Below are 16,814 nucleotides of genomic sequence, written 5' to 3'. Positions count from 1 at the left end.
GAGCAAAGAACATGAGCAGCAGCAAAAAGAAACCCGTCGTCGTCTACGGCGCCTCCGGCTACACCGGGCGCCTGGTCTGCGAGTACCTGCGCGAGTACCACATCCCCTTCATTGCCGCGGGTCGCAGCGCAGAGAAGCTCGAAGCCGCGATGAAGTCGAACGTGCCCGGCATCGAGACGGCCGACTACGAAGTGGTCGAGGTCGCGCACACGGTCGAGGCGCTCACCGAGCTCTTCACCGGCGCCTCGGTGGTGCTCAACACGGTGGGGCCGTTCGCCAAGTTCGGCCCCGAGGTGGTCGATGCCTGCCTGGCCGCCGGCTGCCACTACACCGACACCACCGGCGAGCAAGACTGGCTCATCACGCTCGACCAACAGTACGGCGCCAAGTTCGCCGCCGCGGGCCTGCTGCTCTCGCCCGGCCTGGCGCAGATGTACACCACCGGCGAAATCGCCGCGCAGCTGTGCCTGGAAACGCCGGGCCTGGACACGCTCGACATCGCCGTGTTCTGGGGCGGCAGCCCGACCATCGCGTCGACGCAGACCATCCTGGTGAACGCGGCCACGTCGAAGGCCTTCTTCCTGGAGCAGAACCAGTACGTCGAGTGGCAACCCGACGCGGGCCTGTACCACCTGTCGATTCCGGGCCAGCACGAAGCCGCATTGGCATTGCCCTGGGGCGGCACCTCGCACCCCGTGTGGTTCAAGCGCGATCCGCGCGTGGCCAACGTGAAGGTGCTCGGCGGCGTCTTCAACAAGCCGCTGATGATGGGCGTGCCGCAGATCGTGGCCGCCGCGCTCAAGGCCACCGAAGGCATGAACGACGAAGACCGCTATGCCGCGCTGGCCCAGACGGCGGCGGGCGTGATGAACACCATGCCGCCGCGCGAGAACCCGCGCATCAACAAGTCCGTCGATTCGGTGCATGCCTCCGGTCCGCTGGGCCGCGCGCATTGCGTGATCTTCGGCAACTGCAACTACAAGCAGACCGGCCTGCTGCAGGCCTATGCCGCGGCCTCGTTGCTGCAGCAGGCACCGCGCCGCGCCGGCTTTGCCTCGGGCTGCCAGGCGTTCGGGCACCGCGAGTTGCTGGGGGCGTTGCGCAGCTTCGGGCTGGTGCAGGAACCCGTGCTCACGCGGATGGGCTGACCCCCATGCGCCTCGTCGACTACCTCGACAAAGGCGCCCAGCAGGGCGCCGATTCGCCATGCCTCACCATGGGCGACGCCGACCTGAGCTATGCGCAGGTGCAGCGCGTCAGCTGGCGCGTGGCACGCGGCCTGCAGCGCGCCGGCATCGCGCCGGGGAGCAAGGTGGCGGTGCTCTCGAGCAACGACGCCATGGCTTTCGCCACGGTGTTCGGCATCTCGCGCGCCGGCTGCGTGTGGTGCCCGATCAACCCGCGCAACGAAGCCAGCGAGAACGCCTTCGTGCTCGATGCCTTCGATTGCGCGTGCCTCGTGTTCCACAGCAACTACGCGCCCATGGTCGAGCAGATGCGCGCGCAGCTGCCGCAACTGAAGGCGCTGGTGTGCCTCGACCAGAAGCAGGCCTTTGCGCCTTCGATGGATGAATGGCTCGACGGTCTGGACGATGCGCCGATCGACATCGCACCGCCCGACGACGTGGCCATGATCGCCGGCACCGGTGGCACCACCGGCCAGCCCAAGGGCGTGATGCTCTCGGGCGGCAACCTCGAGGCCATGTCGGCGCTGACGCTCATGGGCTATCCCTTCGAAGGCCGGCCCGTGTACCTGGCGCTCGCGCCGCTCACGCATGCGGCCGGCGTGTTGTGCCTGCCGGTGATGGCGCTGGGCGGGCGCGTGGTCATCATGCCCAAGCCCGACCTGAGCGAGTTCCTCGCGCTCATCGAGCGCCGACGCGTCACCCACACCTTCCTGCCGCCGACGCTGATCTACATGCTGCTGCAGCACCCGGAACTGGCGCAGACGAAGCGCGACTCGCTGCAATGCTTCTGGTACGGCGCCGCACCCATGTCGGCCGCGCGGCTCGAAGAGGCGCTCGACAAGATCGGTCCCGTCATGGCACAGCTCTTCGGCCAGACCGAGGCGCCGATGATGGTCTCGATGATGCCGCCGCGCGACCACTTCAACGCCGATGGTTCGGTGGCCCGCCAGCGCCTGGCCTCGGCGGGACGGCCTGGGCCGCTGGTGCAGGTCGGCATCATGAACGGCGAGGGCACCTTGTTGCCGACAAGCGAGAGCGGCGAGATCGTGGTGCGCGGCTCGCTCGTGATGCGCGGCTACTACAAGGACCCGAAGGCCACACAGGAGGCCTCGCGCCACGGCTGGCATCACACGGGCGACATCGGCTACCTCGATGCCGACGGCTTCCTGTTCATCGTCGACCGTGCCAAGGACATGATCATCTCGGGCGGCTTCAACGTCTACTCCGCCGAGGTCGAACAGGTGCTGATGCAGCACCCCGACGTGCAGGACAGCGCGGTCGTCGGCCTGCCCGACGAGAAGTGGGGCGAGCGCGTGGTGGCCGTGCTGCAGCTGCATGCGGGCCGCAGCGTGGATGCCGAGGCGATCAAGACCTTCGTCAAGTCGCGCATCGGCAGCGTGAAGGCGCCCAAGCAGGTCGAGGTGTGGGCCGACCTGCCGCGCTCCAAGGTCGGCAAGGTGCTCAAGAAGGAAGTGCGGGCGTCGCTTCTGCAGAAGCTGCAGTCGCCTTGATGCTGATTCAGTCGCGCTGGTAGTGCCCCTGGTGGGCCTGGCGCAGTTCGAACTTCTGGATCTTGCCCGTCGAGGTCATCGGCAGCGCGGGCAGGAAGACGATGTCCTTCGGCACCTCGAAGCCGCCGAGGTGTTCCTTGCAATGCGCCGTGAGCGCGGCCGCCGAGAACTCCGCCGGCGCATCGGGCCGGCGCGTGACGAAGGCCGTGATGGCCTCGCCCCAGCGCTCGTGCGGCAGGCCGACCACCGCGGCGTTGAGCACGGCCGGGTGGCGCAGCAGCACCTCCTCGACCTTGAGCGAGGGCACGTTCTCGCCGCCCGACTTGACCATGTCCTTGAGCCGGTCGAGAAAGATCAGCTGCCCGCCATCGTCGAGCGTGCCCAGGTCGCCCGAGTGGTGCCAGCCGAAGCGCTGTGCATTGGCCGTGGCCTGCGGGTCCTTGTAGTAGCCGAGCATCACGTTCGGTCCACGAAAGACGATTTCGCCGACCTGATTCGGTGCGAGCAGCTCGCCCTCGTCGCCCATCACCGCGACCTCGTTCACCATCGTGCCCACGCCCCAGTACGAGCCGAAGCGCTCGCGCTGCTGATGGGTTTCGAAGATGGTGGCGCCGGGGTACATCTCGGTCTGCCCCGAGGCCAGCGCGAAGTTGGGGCAGAAGGTGTCGAGCAGGCGCAGCAGCAGCGTGCGCGACATCGGCGCCATCGCATACACGCACAGCCGCAGGCTCGACAGGTCGCGCGATGCGCGCTGCGGGTGCGCCAGCAGCGCGCCGTACATCATCGGCAGCCCGACCGTCACCGTGATCTGGTGGCGCTCGATGGCCGCGAGCATCGCGCCGGGGTCGAAGCCGCGCAGGATGACGTTCGTGCCGCCCACCGCGAGCGCCGACATCAGCACCGTGTGCTGCCCGCAATGAAAGAGCGGCAGCACGTTGCTCCACACATCGTGGCGCGTGGGGCTGCCGCCCCATTCGAGCATGTTGCTCATCAGCACCGAATGCACCGAGGCGTGCGAATGCATCACGCCCTTCTGCCGGCCGGTGGTGCCGCTGGTGTACATGATGAGTGCGAGCTGGTTGGTGTCGATGGCCACATCGGGCAGCGTGGCCGGGCCTTGCGCGATGGCTTGCGCCACGGTGGGCACGCCGGGTGGTGGCGTGTCGCCGTCGAGCACGCACAGCAGCGGCGAGACGGCCGCGGTGTCGAGCAGCTGGCGCAGTTCGGGTTTGGCGTGCAGCGCGGTGTCGATCACGAGGTGCCGCACCTCGGCGTGTTCGAGGATGTAGCCGATGGCCTCGACCGCGAGCGCCGTGTTGATCGGCACCCACACCAGCCCCGCCTTCTGGATGCCGAGCAGCGCGACCACCATCTCGATCGAGTTGTTGCACAGCATGCCCACGCGCTCGCCGCTGGCCAGGCCAAGGCCCAGCAGGTGGTGCGCGAAGCGGTTCGATGCAGCGTCGAGCTCGGTGTAGCTCATGCGGTGCTCGCCCTCGATCAGCGCGGTGCGCGCGCCGAAGCGCCGCGCGCTGCGGTGGATCACGTCGCCCAGCGCAATGCGGGCGATGCGCTGGAAAGAGGAAGGCGAGGGTGCGGTCTCTGGGCGGGCGGCGGGCATGGCGTCGTGTCTCCGGTCGTTGTGGTGTCGATCGGAGCGCAGACTAAGACCGGCAGCGCCTGCCGGTCTTGCGAAGAGTGGCTATGCGGCGCCTGCCCGGCCGCATCGGGCAACGTCAGAAGCGCGCCTTGACGAAGGCCGAGGGCCCTTGCAGCCGTACCTTGAGGCGAGAGTCGGCAAAGCTGCCGTCGCGCGTCAGGTCGATGTTGGTCACGCCGTACGACAGCACCAGGCCCACGTTCTTCACGGGAAACCACTCCACGCCGGCCGATGCGTTGTAGATGTTGCCGTGGAAGCGGCCGCTGCTTTTCCACACGCCCGAGGCATCGGCGAACAGCCGCAGGTCGGGCGTGATCGCGTGGCGCACGCCGATCTCGAGCAAGGGCGCGATGGCGTTGTCGCTCGAGCGCTCGCTCACCGAGCGCACCTGCCCGTTCACGCCGACGAGCGCGCTGGCACCGAAGGTCGCTCGGTAGTAGGCCGCACCGGCGCCCAGCCCGAAGACGGTGTTGCCCGACCCGAGCCACCACTTGTAGGAGAGCTTGGCGAAGTCGAGCTGTGCCGAGAGGTTCGCGTTGCCGATGGCGCTCAGCGCGCCGAAGCCCCCGATCGTGGTGTTGGCGCCCACCTGTCCGTCGTAGTCGCGCTTGTAGCGGTAGTAGTCGAAGGAGATGCCCTGGCTGTCGCCGATCAGCACGTCGGCCGTGATGCGCGGCATGGTCACGCGGCCCGGCTTGAGTTCGTTCGAGCGCAGCACGCCGTAGGGCGTTTCGACCGACGCGCTGAACTTGGGGTCGGCATTGAAGGCACCGACCGAGAAGCTGAAACGGTCCAGTGCCGGAGAGGGTTCGGCCGTCGCGGCGACAGGCGCGGCGATGGAGGTGATGAGAACGCCGGCAGCAGCCAGCGCGCCAGGGACGCCGCGCGAGCGCGAACGAAGCAACAGCATGAAAGAAATCCTTCGGATGAAAGACGCCTCGGGCCTGCGCGTGTGTCGCGGCGCCTGCGGGCTGAGCTCCCTGGAACCGCATCACCTTAGTGAGGCGGCGCCGGGCTGTGCATGCGCCGATGGCCGATGTGGCTGTAGGAAAGCGCTGATGCACACCGGGGCGCTACAGTCCGCCCATGCGCGCACACCTTTCCACCACCACCGGTCCCCAACGCTTGCTCTATGGAGCCGCAGCGGCCGTCGCGGTGGCGCTGCTGCCGTGGCCGATGGGCTTCACGGCGCGCGCGCTGGCCGGCTGGTGCGCGGGCGTGGCGGTGTACCAGGTGCTCAGCTGGTGGCTGGCCGAGACCTTCGACGCCCAGCGCACGCGCGAGCGCGCGCAGCAGCTGGACCAACCCAATGTCGTGATCCTGGTGTCGATGCTGGTGGCGGTGGGCGTGAGCGTGGTGGCCATCGCGATGCTGCTGCAGCAGGTGCGCCAGCTCAGCGGCTGGGCGCGCGGCGCGCACGTGGCGCTCGGGCTGGTGGCGCTGGCGGGGTCGTGGCTCATGATGCACACGATCTACGCCTTTCACTACGCGCACCGCTACTACATCGACCGCAAGGACCACGCCTCCGACGGAGGGCTCGACTTTCCGGGCAAGGAAGAACCCGACTACTTCGACTTCATGTACTACGCCTACGTGATCGGCATGACCTCGCAGGTGTCGGACGTGCAGGCCACCTCGCACGAGATGCGGCGCATCACGCTGGTCCACAGCGTGCTCGCCTTCGCCTTCAACATGCTGGTGCTGGCCCTGTCGGTAAACGTGGTCGCAGGCGTGGTCTGAAGAAAGCTCAGTTCGCGGCCTTGCGCAGCGACGGCAGCTTGACGATGCCGGTCGACAGCGCCACGCCGCACACGATCACGAAGGCGCAGATCAGCATCCACTGCGTGATCTGCTCGCCGAGGAACACGGCGCCGTAGAACAGCGCGAACACCGGCACGAGGAAGGTCACGGTGAGCGCGCGGGCCGGGCCGGCGCGTTCGATGAGCCGGAAGAACAGGATGTAGGCCACGCCCGTGCAGGCGATGCCCAGCGCCAGCAGCGCCGCCCACGCGCGCAGGCTGGGCATCTGCGCGGGCCACAGCCAGATGGCGGGCAGCACGAGGAACAGGCTGGCGCCGATCTGGCTGCCCGTGGCCGTGGTCAGCGCAGGCACGCCGGCCAGGTGGCGGCGCGTGGCGCTGGCCGAGATGCCGTAGCAGAGGCAGGCCGCGAGACACGCAAGCACGGCCCACAGCGCCGCGTGGTTGCTGGCACCGGCATGCAGGCCGGCGCTGCGGCTGGCGAGCATCGCGACGCCCGCGAAGCCGATCACCAGGCCGACAAGGCGCGAGCCGTTCGGCCGTTCGCGGAACCAGGCCCAGGCCACCAGCGCGCCGAACATCGGCGTGGTCGCGTTGAGCACCGCCGCCAGGCCGGTGTTGATGGTCAGCAGCGCAAAGCAGAACAGCGCGAAGGGCATGCCCGAGTTGAAGATGCCGACCGTGAGGCTGGCCTTCCAGTGTTTCGCGATCGACGGCCCCTGGCCGCGCAGCAGCGCGATCGGCAGCAGGAACGCCGCCGCGATGGCCACGCGCACGGCCGCGGTCGGCAGCGCGCCGAACTCCGCAGCGCCGATGCGCATGAACAGGAAGGAAGCGCCCCACAGCGCGCCCAGCAGCACGAGGTCGATGAGCCACGCCCTGGGCGCAAGCACGGCGGTAGCGGGGGCAGGCGAGGAAGCGACGGTGGTGTTGTTGTTCGTTGTGGTCATGCGTCTCTTTGAGGAATGGCGCAGTGCGCCATCGAAGAGATGTCGCGCCGCGCCATGGGCAGTGTTTTCTTCTGTCTTACTTGCTGGTCTCGAGTTCGAGCAAGGCGGTCTTGCGGTCGAGCCCGCCAGCGTAACCGGTCAGCGAACCGTCTGCACCGAGCACGCGGTGGCAGGGCACGATCACGCTGATCGGGTTGCGCCCGACCGCTGCGCCGACCGCGCGCACCGCAGCCGGGTTGCCCACGCGCTGACTCAACGCGCCGTAGGTCGTGGTCTCGCCGGCCGGGATGGCGAGCAGCGCCTGCCACACGCCCTGCTGGAAGACCGTGCCGTGCGACAGGTCGAGCTGCATGTCGAAGTGGCTGCGGCGACCCGCGAAGTAGTCGTGCAGTTGCGCGGCGGCTTCGACCAGCGCGGGGTGGTCGTCCTTCGTCTGCCAACCCGCGGTGTCGGGCCAGTGGCGTTGCTGGTCGAACCAGACACCGGCCAGGCCCTGGTCGGTGGCGGCCATCGTGACGCCGCCCAGCGGCGTGTCGATGTGCGAGGTGTAAATGACTGTGCGTTTGAATTTCATGGTCCTTCAGGCACGAGGCCTGCCGTTGCGAGGTCGGAAGAAGAAGCGATCGGCGTTGCGGCAGCCGATGCCGGTTCGGGTGGTGCGGGCGGCGTGTGCCACGCCCGCAGCACCGCATAGCTGCGCCAGGGCCGCCAGGCCTGCGAGGCCTCGCCCGCGGCGCGCGCGGTGGTCACGCCCAGCGCCTTCTGCAGGGCCACGTCGCCGGCGGGAAAGGCGTCGGGCCAGCGCAGCGCGCGCATCGCGATGTACTGCGCAGTCCAGGCGCCGATGCCGGGCAGTTCCTGCAGCGCCGCGAGGGTCGAGGGCACGTCGGCGCCCGCATGCAGCGCCAGCCGGCCCGAGGCCACTTCGCGCGCAATGGCCTGCAGCGCGGCCTGCCGCTGGCGCACGATGCCCAGCTGCCCGAGCGCATCGCCACTGGCCGCTGCCAGCGCGGCGGGCGTGGGGAACAGGCGGGTCAGGCCGTCGATGGGCGTGTCGATCGCGTCGCCGAAAGCCTCGACCAGCCGCGAGCCCAGCGTGCGCGCCGCGGCCACGGTGATCTGCTGGCCCAGCACCGCCCGCACCGCGAGCTCGAAACCATCGACCGTGCCCGGCACGCGCAGCCCGTCGCCATGCGGAAAGGCGGCATGCAGCGCGGCGTTGATGGCCATCGGTTCGGCGTCGAGGTCGAACAGCGCGCGTGCGCGACTGATGACGATCGGCAGCACCGCGGCCAGCGAATCGCTCACGGCCAGCAGCACCTGCTCGCGTTCGAGGTCGAAGCGCAGCTGCAGCCAGCCGGCGTGCGTCTGCCCGCCTTGCTGCTGCACGCGCAGCGTGCGCGCCAGCCGCACATAGGTCGGCGTGCTGCCCTTGGCGGGCTCCTTGCCGTCGGCAGTGTGCACGGCCTCGACGCCGCGCAGCGCACGCCGGGCGAAGAAGCCGAGCATGGCGTTCGCGTCGTAAGGCGGGCGAAAGCCCAGCCGCACTTCGATGGCCTTGCCTTCGCCGCCCTCGGTGCCGCCCGCGCGGCGCAACGCGCTCGGGTTGAGCCCGTAGTGCTCCACGAAGGCCGCGTTGAAGCGCCGCACGCTCGCGAAGCCGCTGGCCAATGCCACCTGCGTCATCGGCAGGCGCGTGTCGGCAATGAGCTGCTTGGCGGCCAGCAGGCGGCGCGTCTGCAGGTACTGCAGCGGCGACACGCCGAACTGCGCCTCGAAGATGCGCCGCAGGTGGCGGTCGCTCACGCCCAGGCGCGCCGCGATCTGCGCCGCGCCGGGGCCTTCCTCGGACCAGGCGTCGGGCTCGTCGATCAAGCGCGCCGCCTGCAAGGCGAGGATGCGCGAGGCATCTTCGGTCGACCAGCTGGCCGCACGCGGGGCCAGCTCGGGTCGGCAGCGCAGGCAGGGCCGAAAGCCCGCCGCCTCGGCCTGGGCCGCATGGCGGAAGAAGCGGCAGTTCTCGCGCCGCGGCAGCTTGACGCGGCAGACCGGCCGGCAATAGATGCCGGTGGAGGTCACGGCCGTGAAGAACGAGCCGTCGAAGCGCGCGTCGTGCGTCTTCATCGCCAGGTAGCAGGCGTCGCTCTCGAGCACTTCGGAGGGGGCGTGGGCGGTAGACATGGGGAAATGATACGGTTTCGACTCGTTTCAACTGGCCGTTTTCGGACATCGATGTCTACAACGCGTTGCCTACAATGCCCGACTCCGAACCAACAGTGACCCCGCCCTTCATGCAGCTCAGCGCATCGATCTTCAAGGCCTATGACATCCGCGGCGTCGTGCCCCTCAGTCTCGATGTCGAAGTGGCCGAGGCGCTGGGCCGTGCCTTCGGCAGCGCAGCACGCGCGGCCGGCGAGACCGCGGTGGCCGTGGGGCGCGACGGCCGCCTGTCGGGCCCGGCGCTGGTGGACGCACTGATCGACGGCCTGGTCGCCACCGGCGTCGAGGTGATCGACGTCGGCGCGGTCACGACCCCGATGCTGTACTTCGCGGCGCACACGCTGTGCACGAGCGGCATCCAGGTCACGGGCAGCCACAACCCGAAGGACTACAACGGCTTCAAGATGGTGCTGGCGGGCCGCGCGATCTACGGCGACGAGATCCAGGGCCTGCGCAAGACCATGGAAGACGGCAGCGCCACGCTGGCGCCCGGCGGCAGTGTGCGCAAGGTCGACGTGACCGAGGCCTACACGCAGCGCATCGTCGGCGACATCAAGCTCGCGCGCCCCATGAAGATCGTGGTCGATTCGGGCAACGGCATCGCGGGCGCGACCGCACCGGCCATCTTCCGCGCCATCGGCTGTGAAGTGGTCGAGCTGTTCAGCGAAGTCGACGGCAACTTCCCCAATCACCACCCCGACCCGAGCCAGCCCGCGAACCTCCGGGACCTGATGGCTGAACTGGCCCGCGGCGACGCCGAACTGGGCCTGGCTTTCGACGGTGACGGCGACCGCCTGGGCATCGTCACCAAGGACGGCCAGAACATCTTTCCCGACCGCCAGATGCAGCTCTTTGCGCAGGACGTGCTCTCGCGCGTGCCGGGCGGCACCATCGTCTACGACGTGAAGTGCTCGCAGCGCCTGGCGCCGGCCATCGTGGCCGCGGGCGGCACGCCGATGATCTACAAGACTGGCCACTCGCTCATCAAGGCGAAGATGAAGGAAATCGATTCGCCGCTGGGCGGCGAGATGAGCGGCCACATCTTCTTCAAGGAGCGCTGGTACGGCTTCGACGACGGCACCTACGCGGGCTGCCGCCTGCTCGAAATCTTGAGCAAGCATCCGGACGCGAACGCCGTGCTCAATGCGCTGCCCACCAGTTTCTCGACACCTGAACTGAACGTCGCCTGCGCCGAAGGCGAGCCGCACGTGCTGGTCGCCCAGCTCGTGAAAAACGCGCGCTTCGACGCTCCCGCCCAGGTCTCGACCATCGACGGCCTGCGCGTGGACTGGCCCGATGGATTCGGGCTGATCCGCGCTTCCAATACCACCCCCGTGCTGGTGCTGCGCTTCGAAGGCCAGACCGAGGCAGCGCTCCAACGCATCGAGACCGAGATGCTTGCGGTGCTGCGAACGGTCAAGCCCGACGCCACGCTGGCCGCTGCTGCCCACTGAAGAACCTGTGCGTTCCCTGCTGCTTCGCCTTTACGGCGTTTTCACCACCGCCGTCCAACCGCTGGTCCGCCGCAAGCTGCGGCGCCGCGCCATCGCCGAGCCCGGCTATGCCGTGGCCGTCGAGGAGCGCTTCGGCCACTACGACGACGCCACCACCGGCTTTGCCCAGTGCTGGGTGCACGCCGTCTCGCTCGGCGAGACGCGCGCCGCCGCCATCCTGATCGCCGAACTGCGGCGCCAGTACCCGGGCATTCCGATCCTGCTCACGCACGGCACCGCCACGGGCCGCGAAGAGGGCGCCAAGCTGCTCGAGCCCGGCGACACGCAGGTCTGGCAGCCGTGGGACACGCCGGGCGCCGTCGCCCGCTTTCTCGACCGCTTCCAGCCGCGCATCGGCGTGCTGATGGAAACCGAGGTCTGGCCCGAGATGGCCGCCGCTTGCGCCGAGCGCCGCATTCCGTTGGTGCTGGCCAACGCGCGGCTCAACGAGAAATCGCGCGCCGCGGCCGAACGGCTCAGCGGGCTCGCGCGGCCGGCGTACTCGGCGCTCACCGCTGTCTGGGCGCAGACCGAGGCCGATGCGCACCGCCTGGTGTCGCTCGGCGCCAAGGTGGCAGGGATCTACGGCAACCTCAAGTTCGACGCCACGCCCGACGCGCGGCAGCTGGCCACGGCCGTGTCGTTGCGCGAGCACCTGCCGCGGCCGATGGTCGTGCTGGCCAGCTCGCGCGACGGCGAAGAGCGCCTGCTGCTCGAGGTGCTCAAGCGCTTCGGTGCCACGTCGCCGGTGCCGCCCGAGCAGGGCGCGATCCGCTCGATTGCCAAGCGCGTGCACGACGTGCAATGGATGATCGTGCCGCGCCATCCGCAGCGTTTCGACGAAGTGGCGGCGCTCATCGAGGCCGAAGGCTTTGCCGTGGCGCGCCGCAGCGCGGCCGGCCAGCCGGCCGAGGCCGAGATCTGGCTCGGCGATTCGCTGGGCGAGATGGCGCTGTACTACGGCCTGGCCGACGTGGCCTTGCTGGGCGGCAGCTTCGAGCCGCTGGGCGGGCAGAACCTCATCGAGCCGGCGGCCTGCGGCTGCCCGGTGGTCATGGGCCCGTCGACCTTCAACTTTGCCGAGGCGGCGCAGCTGTCGCTCGCGGCGGGCGCGTCGTTGCGCGTCGAGGGCATGGAGCAGGCCGTGACGGCCGCGCTCAAGCTGGTCGAGAACCCGGAGCGCCGTGCCGTGATGGCGCAGGCTGCGCTGGCGTTTTCGTCGTCGAACCGCGGGGCGGCCGAACGCACGGCGACGGCGGTGCTGGCGATTGCGCAGGCGGCAGAGCCGGTGACGACGCCGGTGGCCGGCGACGACAGCGTGCCACCGCCCGAAGCGGCGCGGGCCGAGCCCACGCTGGACTGACTTGGTGTTGGCTCCTTCCCCTCCCGGGGGAAGGCTGGGATGGGGGCAAGTGTCCAACGAGCGTTGTGACGACGTTGAGGCCGTCGTGCCCCCACCCCGACCCTCCCCCAGCGGGGGAGGGAGAAAAACCAATCAGCGCACCGGCGGATTCAGGATCACCGGCGGCGGCGGTGCCGACGGCATCGTCGGCGCGGGCGGGTTGAATGGCTGCACCGGCACTGGCGGCACCACCGGAATGGCCGGCGGCGTCACGGGCACCACGGGCGCCCCCGTCGTCGCGGCAGGCACTGCAGGCGTGCTGCCATTGCGCGCCAGCGTCGCGTTGATCGCGTTCATGTCGTCGGTCGTCAGCGTGCCGTTGGCCTGGCGCAGCTTCAGGTTGCCCAGCAGCACGTTGTAGCGCGCTTGCGCGAGGTCGCGCTTGGTCTGGAACAGCTGGCTCTGCGAGTTGAGCACGTCGATGTTGATGCGCACGCCTACCTGGTAGCCCAGCTTGTTGGCGTCGAGCGCGCTCTGGCTGGAGGCTTCGGCGGCTTCGAGCGCCTTCACCTGGCCCGCACCCGACACCAGCCCGAGGTAGGCCGCGCGCGTGGCCTGCGCCACGCTGCGGCGCGTGCCGTCGAGCACGCTGCGCGACTGGTCTTCGAGCGCCAGCGTTTCCTTGATGCGGTTCTCGGTGGCAAAGCCCGCGAACAGTGGCAGGTTGAAGGTGACGCCGACCGTGGCGGCGTTGACGCGCGTGCCCACGGTGCTGGTGCTGGTGCCGGTCGGGTTGCGCGTGACGTTGTAGCCCAGGTTGGCATCGAGCGTGGGCTTGTGGCCGGCCTGCGCCTTCTGCACTTCGAGCCCGGCCACGTCCAGGCCCAGGCGCGCCTGCTGGATCGCCGGATGCACCTCTTCGGCCTGCGCGACCCAGGTGTTGATGTCGGCAGGTTGCGCCGTCGGCAGCACGACGGGCACAGCCAGCGGCACGGGCACGCTGCCGGGGCGGCCGACGAGCTGGTCGAGCACGATCTTCTTGACCTGCAGGTCGTTCTCGGCGGCGATCTCTTGCGCGATCACCAGGTCGTAGCGGGCCTGGGCCTCGCGCGAGTCGGTGATGGTGGAGGTGCCGACTTCGAAGTTGCGCTTGGCCGACGCAAGCTGCTCGGCCACGGCGACTTTTTGCGCGCGCACCAGGGCCAGGCTGTCCTGGCTGGCGAGCACGTCGAAGTAGGCCTGGCTCACGCGCACGATCAGGTCCTGCTCGGCGGTGGTGAGCACCGCCAGCGCAATCTCCGTCTGGCGCTTGCCCTGCTCGTAGGTGGCCCAGTTGGCGGGGCGGTACAGCGGCTGCGTGGCGTTGATGCCGACGTTCTGCGTGTTGAAGTCGCGCGAGGCGCTGGCGCCGCGGCTGGTGCCCGTGAGGGTGTCGATGTCCAGGTTGCTGCGGTTCACGCCGGCCGTGAGCCCGACGGCCGGCAGGATGCCGGCCTTGGCCTGCGCCGCACGCGCCAGGTTGGCCTCGTACTGGGCCCGTGCGCCCTGGTAGGTGGCGTCGAAGCCGCGCGCGGAATCGTAGAGTTCGTTCAGTGTCTGGCCCTGGGCCGGCAGGGCGAGCAGGCCTGCAATGACGCTTGCGAGGACTGCGGAAAGTGGCAGAAGCCGGGGCCTGGGAGGCATTGAACGTCCTTGGGAGCGAAAGAATCAGTAGCGCGGCACGCTCGGGTCGTGCTGCGCGGACCAGGCGTCGATGCCCCCCGCCACGTTGGCGAGCGAGTCAAAGCCGTTCTGGTGCAGAAAAGCGGCCACGCGCTGGCTGCGGGCGCCATGGTGGCACAGGCAGGCGATGCGGGGCGCGGGCTGTCCGTCGCCGGCGGCGAGCTCGGCCAGTCGGCCGGGGATCTCGTTCATCGGGATCGCGACCAGCGTGAAACCCTGCGGCGCGACGCTCGCCGTCTGCAGCTCCCAGGGCTCGCGCACGTCGAGCAGCACGGGAGCGGCGTCGGCGTCCTGTGCGAACCAGGCGGCCAGGTCGGCGGGGCGGACTTGATCGATCATTCGGTGGGCCGCTCGATCAGAACGCGAAGCGCGAGGGCTCGGGGAAGTTCAGCAGGCGCGGTGCCACGGTGTCCCAGGGCTGGATCGTGTCCCACTTGCTTTCGCTGGTGCGGGTCACGAAATGGGCACGCATCATGGGCTCTTCGCCGACGATGGCCGAGAGGCGGCCGCCGACCTTGAGCGAACCGAGCAGGTTCTGCGGAATGCGCGCGACCGAGCCGCTGAGCACGATCACGTCGAAGCTCGGGCCGCTGGCCAGCGGCACGGCGCCGTCGGCGTGGCGCACTTCGACATTCGTCACGCCGTTCTGGCGCAGCGTGTCGGCGGCGCGGGCGGCCAGCACGGGGTTGATTTCGAGCGACAGCACCTGGGCGGCGCGGGCGCCGAGCAGGGCGGCCATGAAACCGGAGCCGGTGCCGATCTCGAGCACCGATTCGTGCTTCTGGATGTGCAGGTCCTGCAGGGTGCGGGCTTCGACCTTGGGCGACAGCATGAATTCGCCGGGCACCGAGCCGTCGAGCAACGGCAGTTCCATGTCGAAGAAGGACAGCGTGCGGTGCGCGTCGGGCACGTAGTCTTCGCGGTGAATCTCGGCCAGCAGCTCGAGGATGTCCGACTCCAGCACGTCCCAGGGACGGATCTGCTGTTCGATCATGTTGAAGCGCAAGCGCTCGAGGGTGGGCGTGGGGTTCATGGCGTGGCTTTCCTTGAAGGCTCTGGACGGGACAAACCTTCAATTTTAGGTCGCACCGATGACGCCACCGCGCCAGTCGACCATCCGATGGCCGTCATGCGGGGCTCCCGGGGCGCACGCAGAGGCCGTTGAGCACGGTTTCGCACTGGGTGGCGATGAATTTTTCGGGGTCGAGCGCGCTCACGCCGTCGACGCAGACCATGGCCGAATGCTTCCAAAGCATGAGGAACACCATGGGCGCGACCACCGAGTAGATGGCGTGGTCGATGTCCATCTGCACGAACTCGCCGCGGTCGATGCCGCGCTGCAGGATGCGGCGCAGCAGCTCGTGGCCCGGGCGCACCACCTGCTCGCGGTAGAACTCCGCCAGCTCGGGAAAATTGCCGCCCTCGCTCATCATCAGCTTGGTCAGGCCCGAGGCCTTGGTCAGGCCGACGCGCTCCCACCAGACGTTCATGCAGTAGCGCAGCATCTCGGCCGTCGTGCCCTCGAAGGCCTCGAATTCGGCGTTCCACTCCGTGAAACGGCCGCCGAGGTTTTCGACCACCACGGCCTTGAACAGCTCTTCCTTGCTCGGAAAGTACAGAAAGAGGGTGCCCTTGGACACGCCGGCCCGGACCGCCACTTCTTCCGAGCGGGTGGCGGCAAAGCCCTTTTCGACGAACAGGTCGAGCGCCGCCGCCAGCAGTTCGCCCGGACGCGCCTCTTTGCGCCGCGCGCGCTTGGAAGAAGGCAGCGGACAGAACTTGTCGACGAGGGAGCGGGGGGAGGGCATGGTGTTAATGACTGACGGGTTAGTAATGTAGTGACCGGCATCCGGCCCGTCAAGCCGCGACAATACCGGTCCCCCGCTTTTTCCAACCCCACCCGGAGCCGCGCCATGTCTTCTTCACCGTCGCCCACCGAAACCATCGTGCTCGGCGGAGGCTGCTTCTGGTGCACCGAGGCGGTGTTCGACCGGGTGCAGGGCGTGCTGGACGTCGAGTCGGGTTATTGCAACGGCCAAACGGTGAATCCGACCTACGAGCAGATCTGCACTGGCCGCACCGGCCATGCCGAGGTCGTGAAGCTCGAATTCGACCCGGCGCAGATCAGCCTGCGCGAGCTGCTCGAAATCTTCTTCGTGGTGCACGACCCCACCACGCTCAACCGCCAGGGCAACGACGTCGGCACGCAGTACCGCAGCGGCATCTACACCGCGAGCGATGCCCAGAAAGAAGTGGCCGACTCGGTGATCCGCGAGATCGAGGCCAGCAAGACCTACAGCGCGCCCGTGGTGACCGAAGTCGCGCCGCTGGCCAACTACTCGACGGCCGAGGCCTACCACCAGGACTACTTCCTGAATCACCCGAACCAGGGCTACTGCGCGTTCGTGGTCGGCCCGAAGGTCGAGAAGTTCCAGAAGACCTTCGCCTCGCGCGTCAAGGCCTGATCCTTCGCTTGTTCTCCACGCCCCTGTGTCCGCCACCCTCCGCCAGACCCCGACCCGCATGACGCGCACTACGCGCGCGCTCGTGGTCGCGCTGGCGTTCGCGCTCTGGTTTGCGGGCACGATGGGGCTGATGCACCGTTCGCTGCACGTGCCGGGCCTGCCCGCTGCCGCTGCGGCGGCGACGGCACAGGCCGAGCACCGGCACGACACCGGCCACACGCTGGCCAGCCTGTTCGGCGTGCACAACGACGCCGACTGCCGACTGTACGACCAGCTCGCGCACGGCACGGGCGTGCCCGGCGTGCCGCTGGTGGTGCTGCCGATGTTGCTGCCGGCGGCCACGTTTGCTTATCTGCAGGGCGAAGCCATCGCCCGCTGGGTCGCGCTCTTCGACGCGCGCGGCCCGCCTTCCACTCGCTGAATCCCCCGTGTTCCGGTGGCTGCACCCGCTTCGCGCGGGTGAGGGCGGCCGGTCGTTCCCCGATTCAACGAGTGTTCTTTCTT

The 16,814-nt window shown here is 68.9% G+C and carries 16 protein-coding genes; 7 read left to right on the top strand and 9 right to left on the bottom strand.

The features are described 5' to 3' along the window. The first annotated feature begins 11 nt into the window (after positions 1 to 11). Complete coding sequence (locus IG196_RS21620; protein ID WP_192192950.1) at positions 12 to 1,148, top strand: DUF5938 domain-containing protein; 1,137 nt, start codon at positions 12 to 14, stop codon at positions 1,146 to 1,148. 5 nt (positions 1,149 to 1,153) lie between these two features. Beyond that, a complete protein-coding gene (locus IG196_RS21615; RefSeq protein WP_192192949.1) occupies positions 1,154 to 2,698 on the top strand; it encodes an acyl-CoA synthetase in 1,545 nt (514 codons plus the stop codon). Positions 2,699 to 2,705: 7 nt separating this feature from the next. Here the strand turns inward: IG196_RS21615 and IG196_RS21610 are convergent, their stop codons facing one another. Together IG196_RS21610 and IG196_RS21605 are read right to left on the bottom strand one after the other, a co-directional pair. After that, positions 2,706 to 4,319: a class I adenylate-forming enzyme family protein gene (locus IG196_RS21610; RefSeq protein WP_192192948.1), complete on the bottom strand. Its 1,614-nt coding sequence runs from the start codon at positions 4,317 to 4,319 to the stop codon at positions 2,706 to 2,708. 115 nt (positions 4,320 to 4,434) lie between these two features. Then, positions 4,435 to 5,268, bottom strand: a complete 834-nt coding sequence (locus IG196_RS21605; protein WP_101489433.1) for a hypothetical protein — start codon at positions 5,266 to 5,268, stop codon at positions 4,435 to 4,437. 176 nt (positions 5,269 to 5,444) lie between these two features. Here IG196_RS21605 and IG196_RS21600 point away from each other — a divergent pair, with 176 nt between their 5' ends. Beyond that, positions 5,445 to 6,098, top strand: a complete 654-nt coding sequence (locus tag IG196_RS21600) for a DUF1345 domain-containing protein (protein ID WP_192192947.1) — start codon at positions 5,445 to 5,447, stop codon at positions 6,096 to 6,098. 7 nt (positions 6,099 to 6,105) lie between these two features. Here IG196_RS21600 and IG196_RS21595 read toward each other — a convergent pair whose 3' ends face one another. The 3 genes from IG196_RS21595 to IG196_RS21585 form a co-directional block, all read right to left on the bottom strand. Then, entirely contained in the window at positions 6,106 to 7,068 is a 963-nt protein-coding gene (locus IG196_RS21595; RefSeq protein WP_192192946.1) for a DMT family transporter, read from the bottom strand. 76 nt (positions 7,069 to 7,144) lie between these two features. Next, entirely contained in the window at positions 7,145 to 7,642 is a 498-nt protein-coding gene (locus IG196_RS21590) for a methylated-DNA--[protein]-cysteine S-methyltransferase (protein ID WP_192192945.1), read from the bottom strand. Continuing rightward, the gene (locus tag IG196_RS21585) at positions 7,639 to 9,249 is read right to left on the bottom strand and encodes a DNA-3-methyladenine glycosylase 2 family protein (protein ID WP_192192944.1); all 1,611 of its coding nucleotides are present in this window, start codon (positions 9,247 to 9,249) and stop codon (positions 7,639 to 7,641) included. Before IG196_RS21585 ends, IG196_RS21590 begins: the two co-directional genes overlap by 4 nt. Before the next feature lie 110 nt (positions 9,250 to 9,359). Between IG196_RS21585 and IG196_RS21580 the strand changes: the two genes are divergently transcribed. Next, a complete protein-coding gene (locus IG196_RS21580) occupies positions 9,360 to 10,742 on the top strand; it encodes a phosphomannomutase/phosphoglucomutase (protein ID WP_192192943.1) in 1,383 nt (460 codons plus the stop codon). 7 nt (positions 10,743 to 10,749) lie between these two features. Then, positions 10,750 to 12,144, top strand: a complete 1,395-nt coding sequence (locus tag IG196_RS21575) for a 3-deoxy-D-manno-octulosonic acid transferase (RefSeq protein ID WP_192192942.1) — start codon at positions 10,750 to 10,752, stop codon at positions 12,142 to 12,144. Between the two features lie 132 nt (positions 12,145 to 12,276). Here IG196_RS21575 and IG196_RS21570 read toward each other — a convergent pair whose 3' ends face one another. The 4 genes from IG196_RS21570 to IG196_RS21555 form a co-directional block, all read right to left on the bottom strand. Next, positions 12,277 to 13,806, bottom strand: coding sequence for a TolC family outer membrane protein (locus IG196_RS21570; protein ID WP_192192941.1), 1,530 nt, complete (start codon positions 13,804 to 13,806; stop codon positions 12,277 to 12,279). A gap of 24 nt (positions 13,807 to 13,830) precedes the next feature. Beyond that, on the bottom strand, positions 13,831 to 14,184 hold the full coding sequence (locus tag IG196_RS21565) for a rhodanese-like domain-containing protein (RefSeq protein ID WP_070062458.1): 354 nt from the start codon (positions 14,182 to 14,184) through the stop codon (positions 13,831 to 13,833). A 16-nt stretch (positions 14,185 to 14,200) separates the two neighbouring features. Then, complete coding sequence (locus IG196_RS21560) at positions 14,201 to 14,878, bottom strand: protein-L-isoaspartate O-methyltransferase family protein (protein WP_101489441.1); 678 nt, start codon at positions 14,876 to 14,878, stop codon at positions 14,201 to 14,203. A gap of 94 nt (positions 14,879 to 14,972) precedes the next feature. Continuing rightward, positions 14,973 to 15,653 carry a TetR/AcrR family transcriptional regulator gene (locus IG196_RS21555; protein WP_192192940.1) on the bottom strand — a complete coding sequence of 227 codons (681 nt, stop codon included), beginning with the start codon at positions 15,651 to 15,653 and terminating at the stop codon, positions 14,973 to 14,975. 105 nt (positions 15,654 to 15,758) lie between these two features. Between IG196_RS21555 and msrA the strand changes: the two genes are divergently transcribed. Further along, positions 15,759 to 16,310, top strand: a complete 552-nt coding sequence (gene msrA, locus IG196_RS21550) for a peptide-methionine (S)-S-oxide reductase MsrA (protein WP_192192939.1) — start codon at positions 15,759 to 15,761, stop codon at positions 16,308 to 16,310. A gap of 58 nt (positions 16,311 to 16,368) precedes the next feature. Beyond that, positions 16,369 to 16,731 carry a hypothetical protein gene (locus tag IG196_RS21545; protein WP_101489444.1) on the top strand — a complete coding sequence of 121 codons (363 nt, stop codon included), beginning with the start codon at positions 16,369 to 16,371 and terminating at the stop codon, positions 16,729 to 16,731. The last annotated feature ends 83 nt before the right edge of the window (positions 16,732 to 16,814 follow it).

This window comes from Variovorax sp. 38R (assembly GCF_014843395.1).
In the GTDB taxonomy this organism is placed as follows: Bacteria; Pseudomonadota; Gammaproteobacteria; order Burkholderiales; family Burkholderiaceae_C; genus Variovorax; species Variovorax paradoxus_H.
Note: the sequence above shows the minus strand (reverse complement) of the source record. Positions and strands in the feature narration are given on the sequence as shown.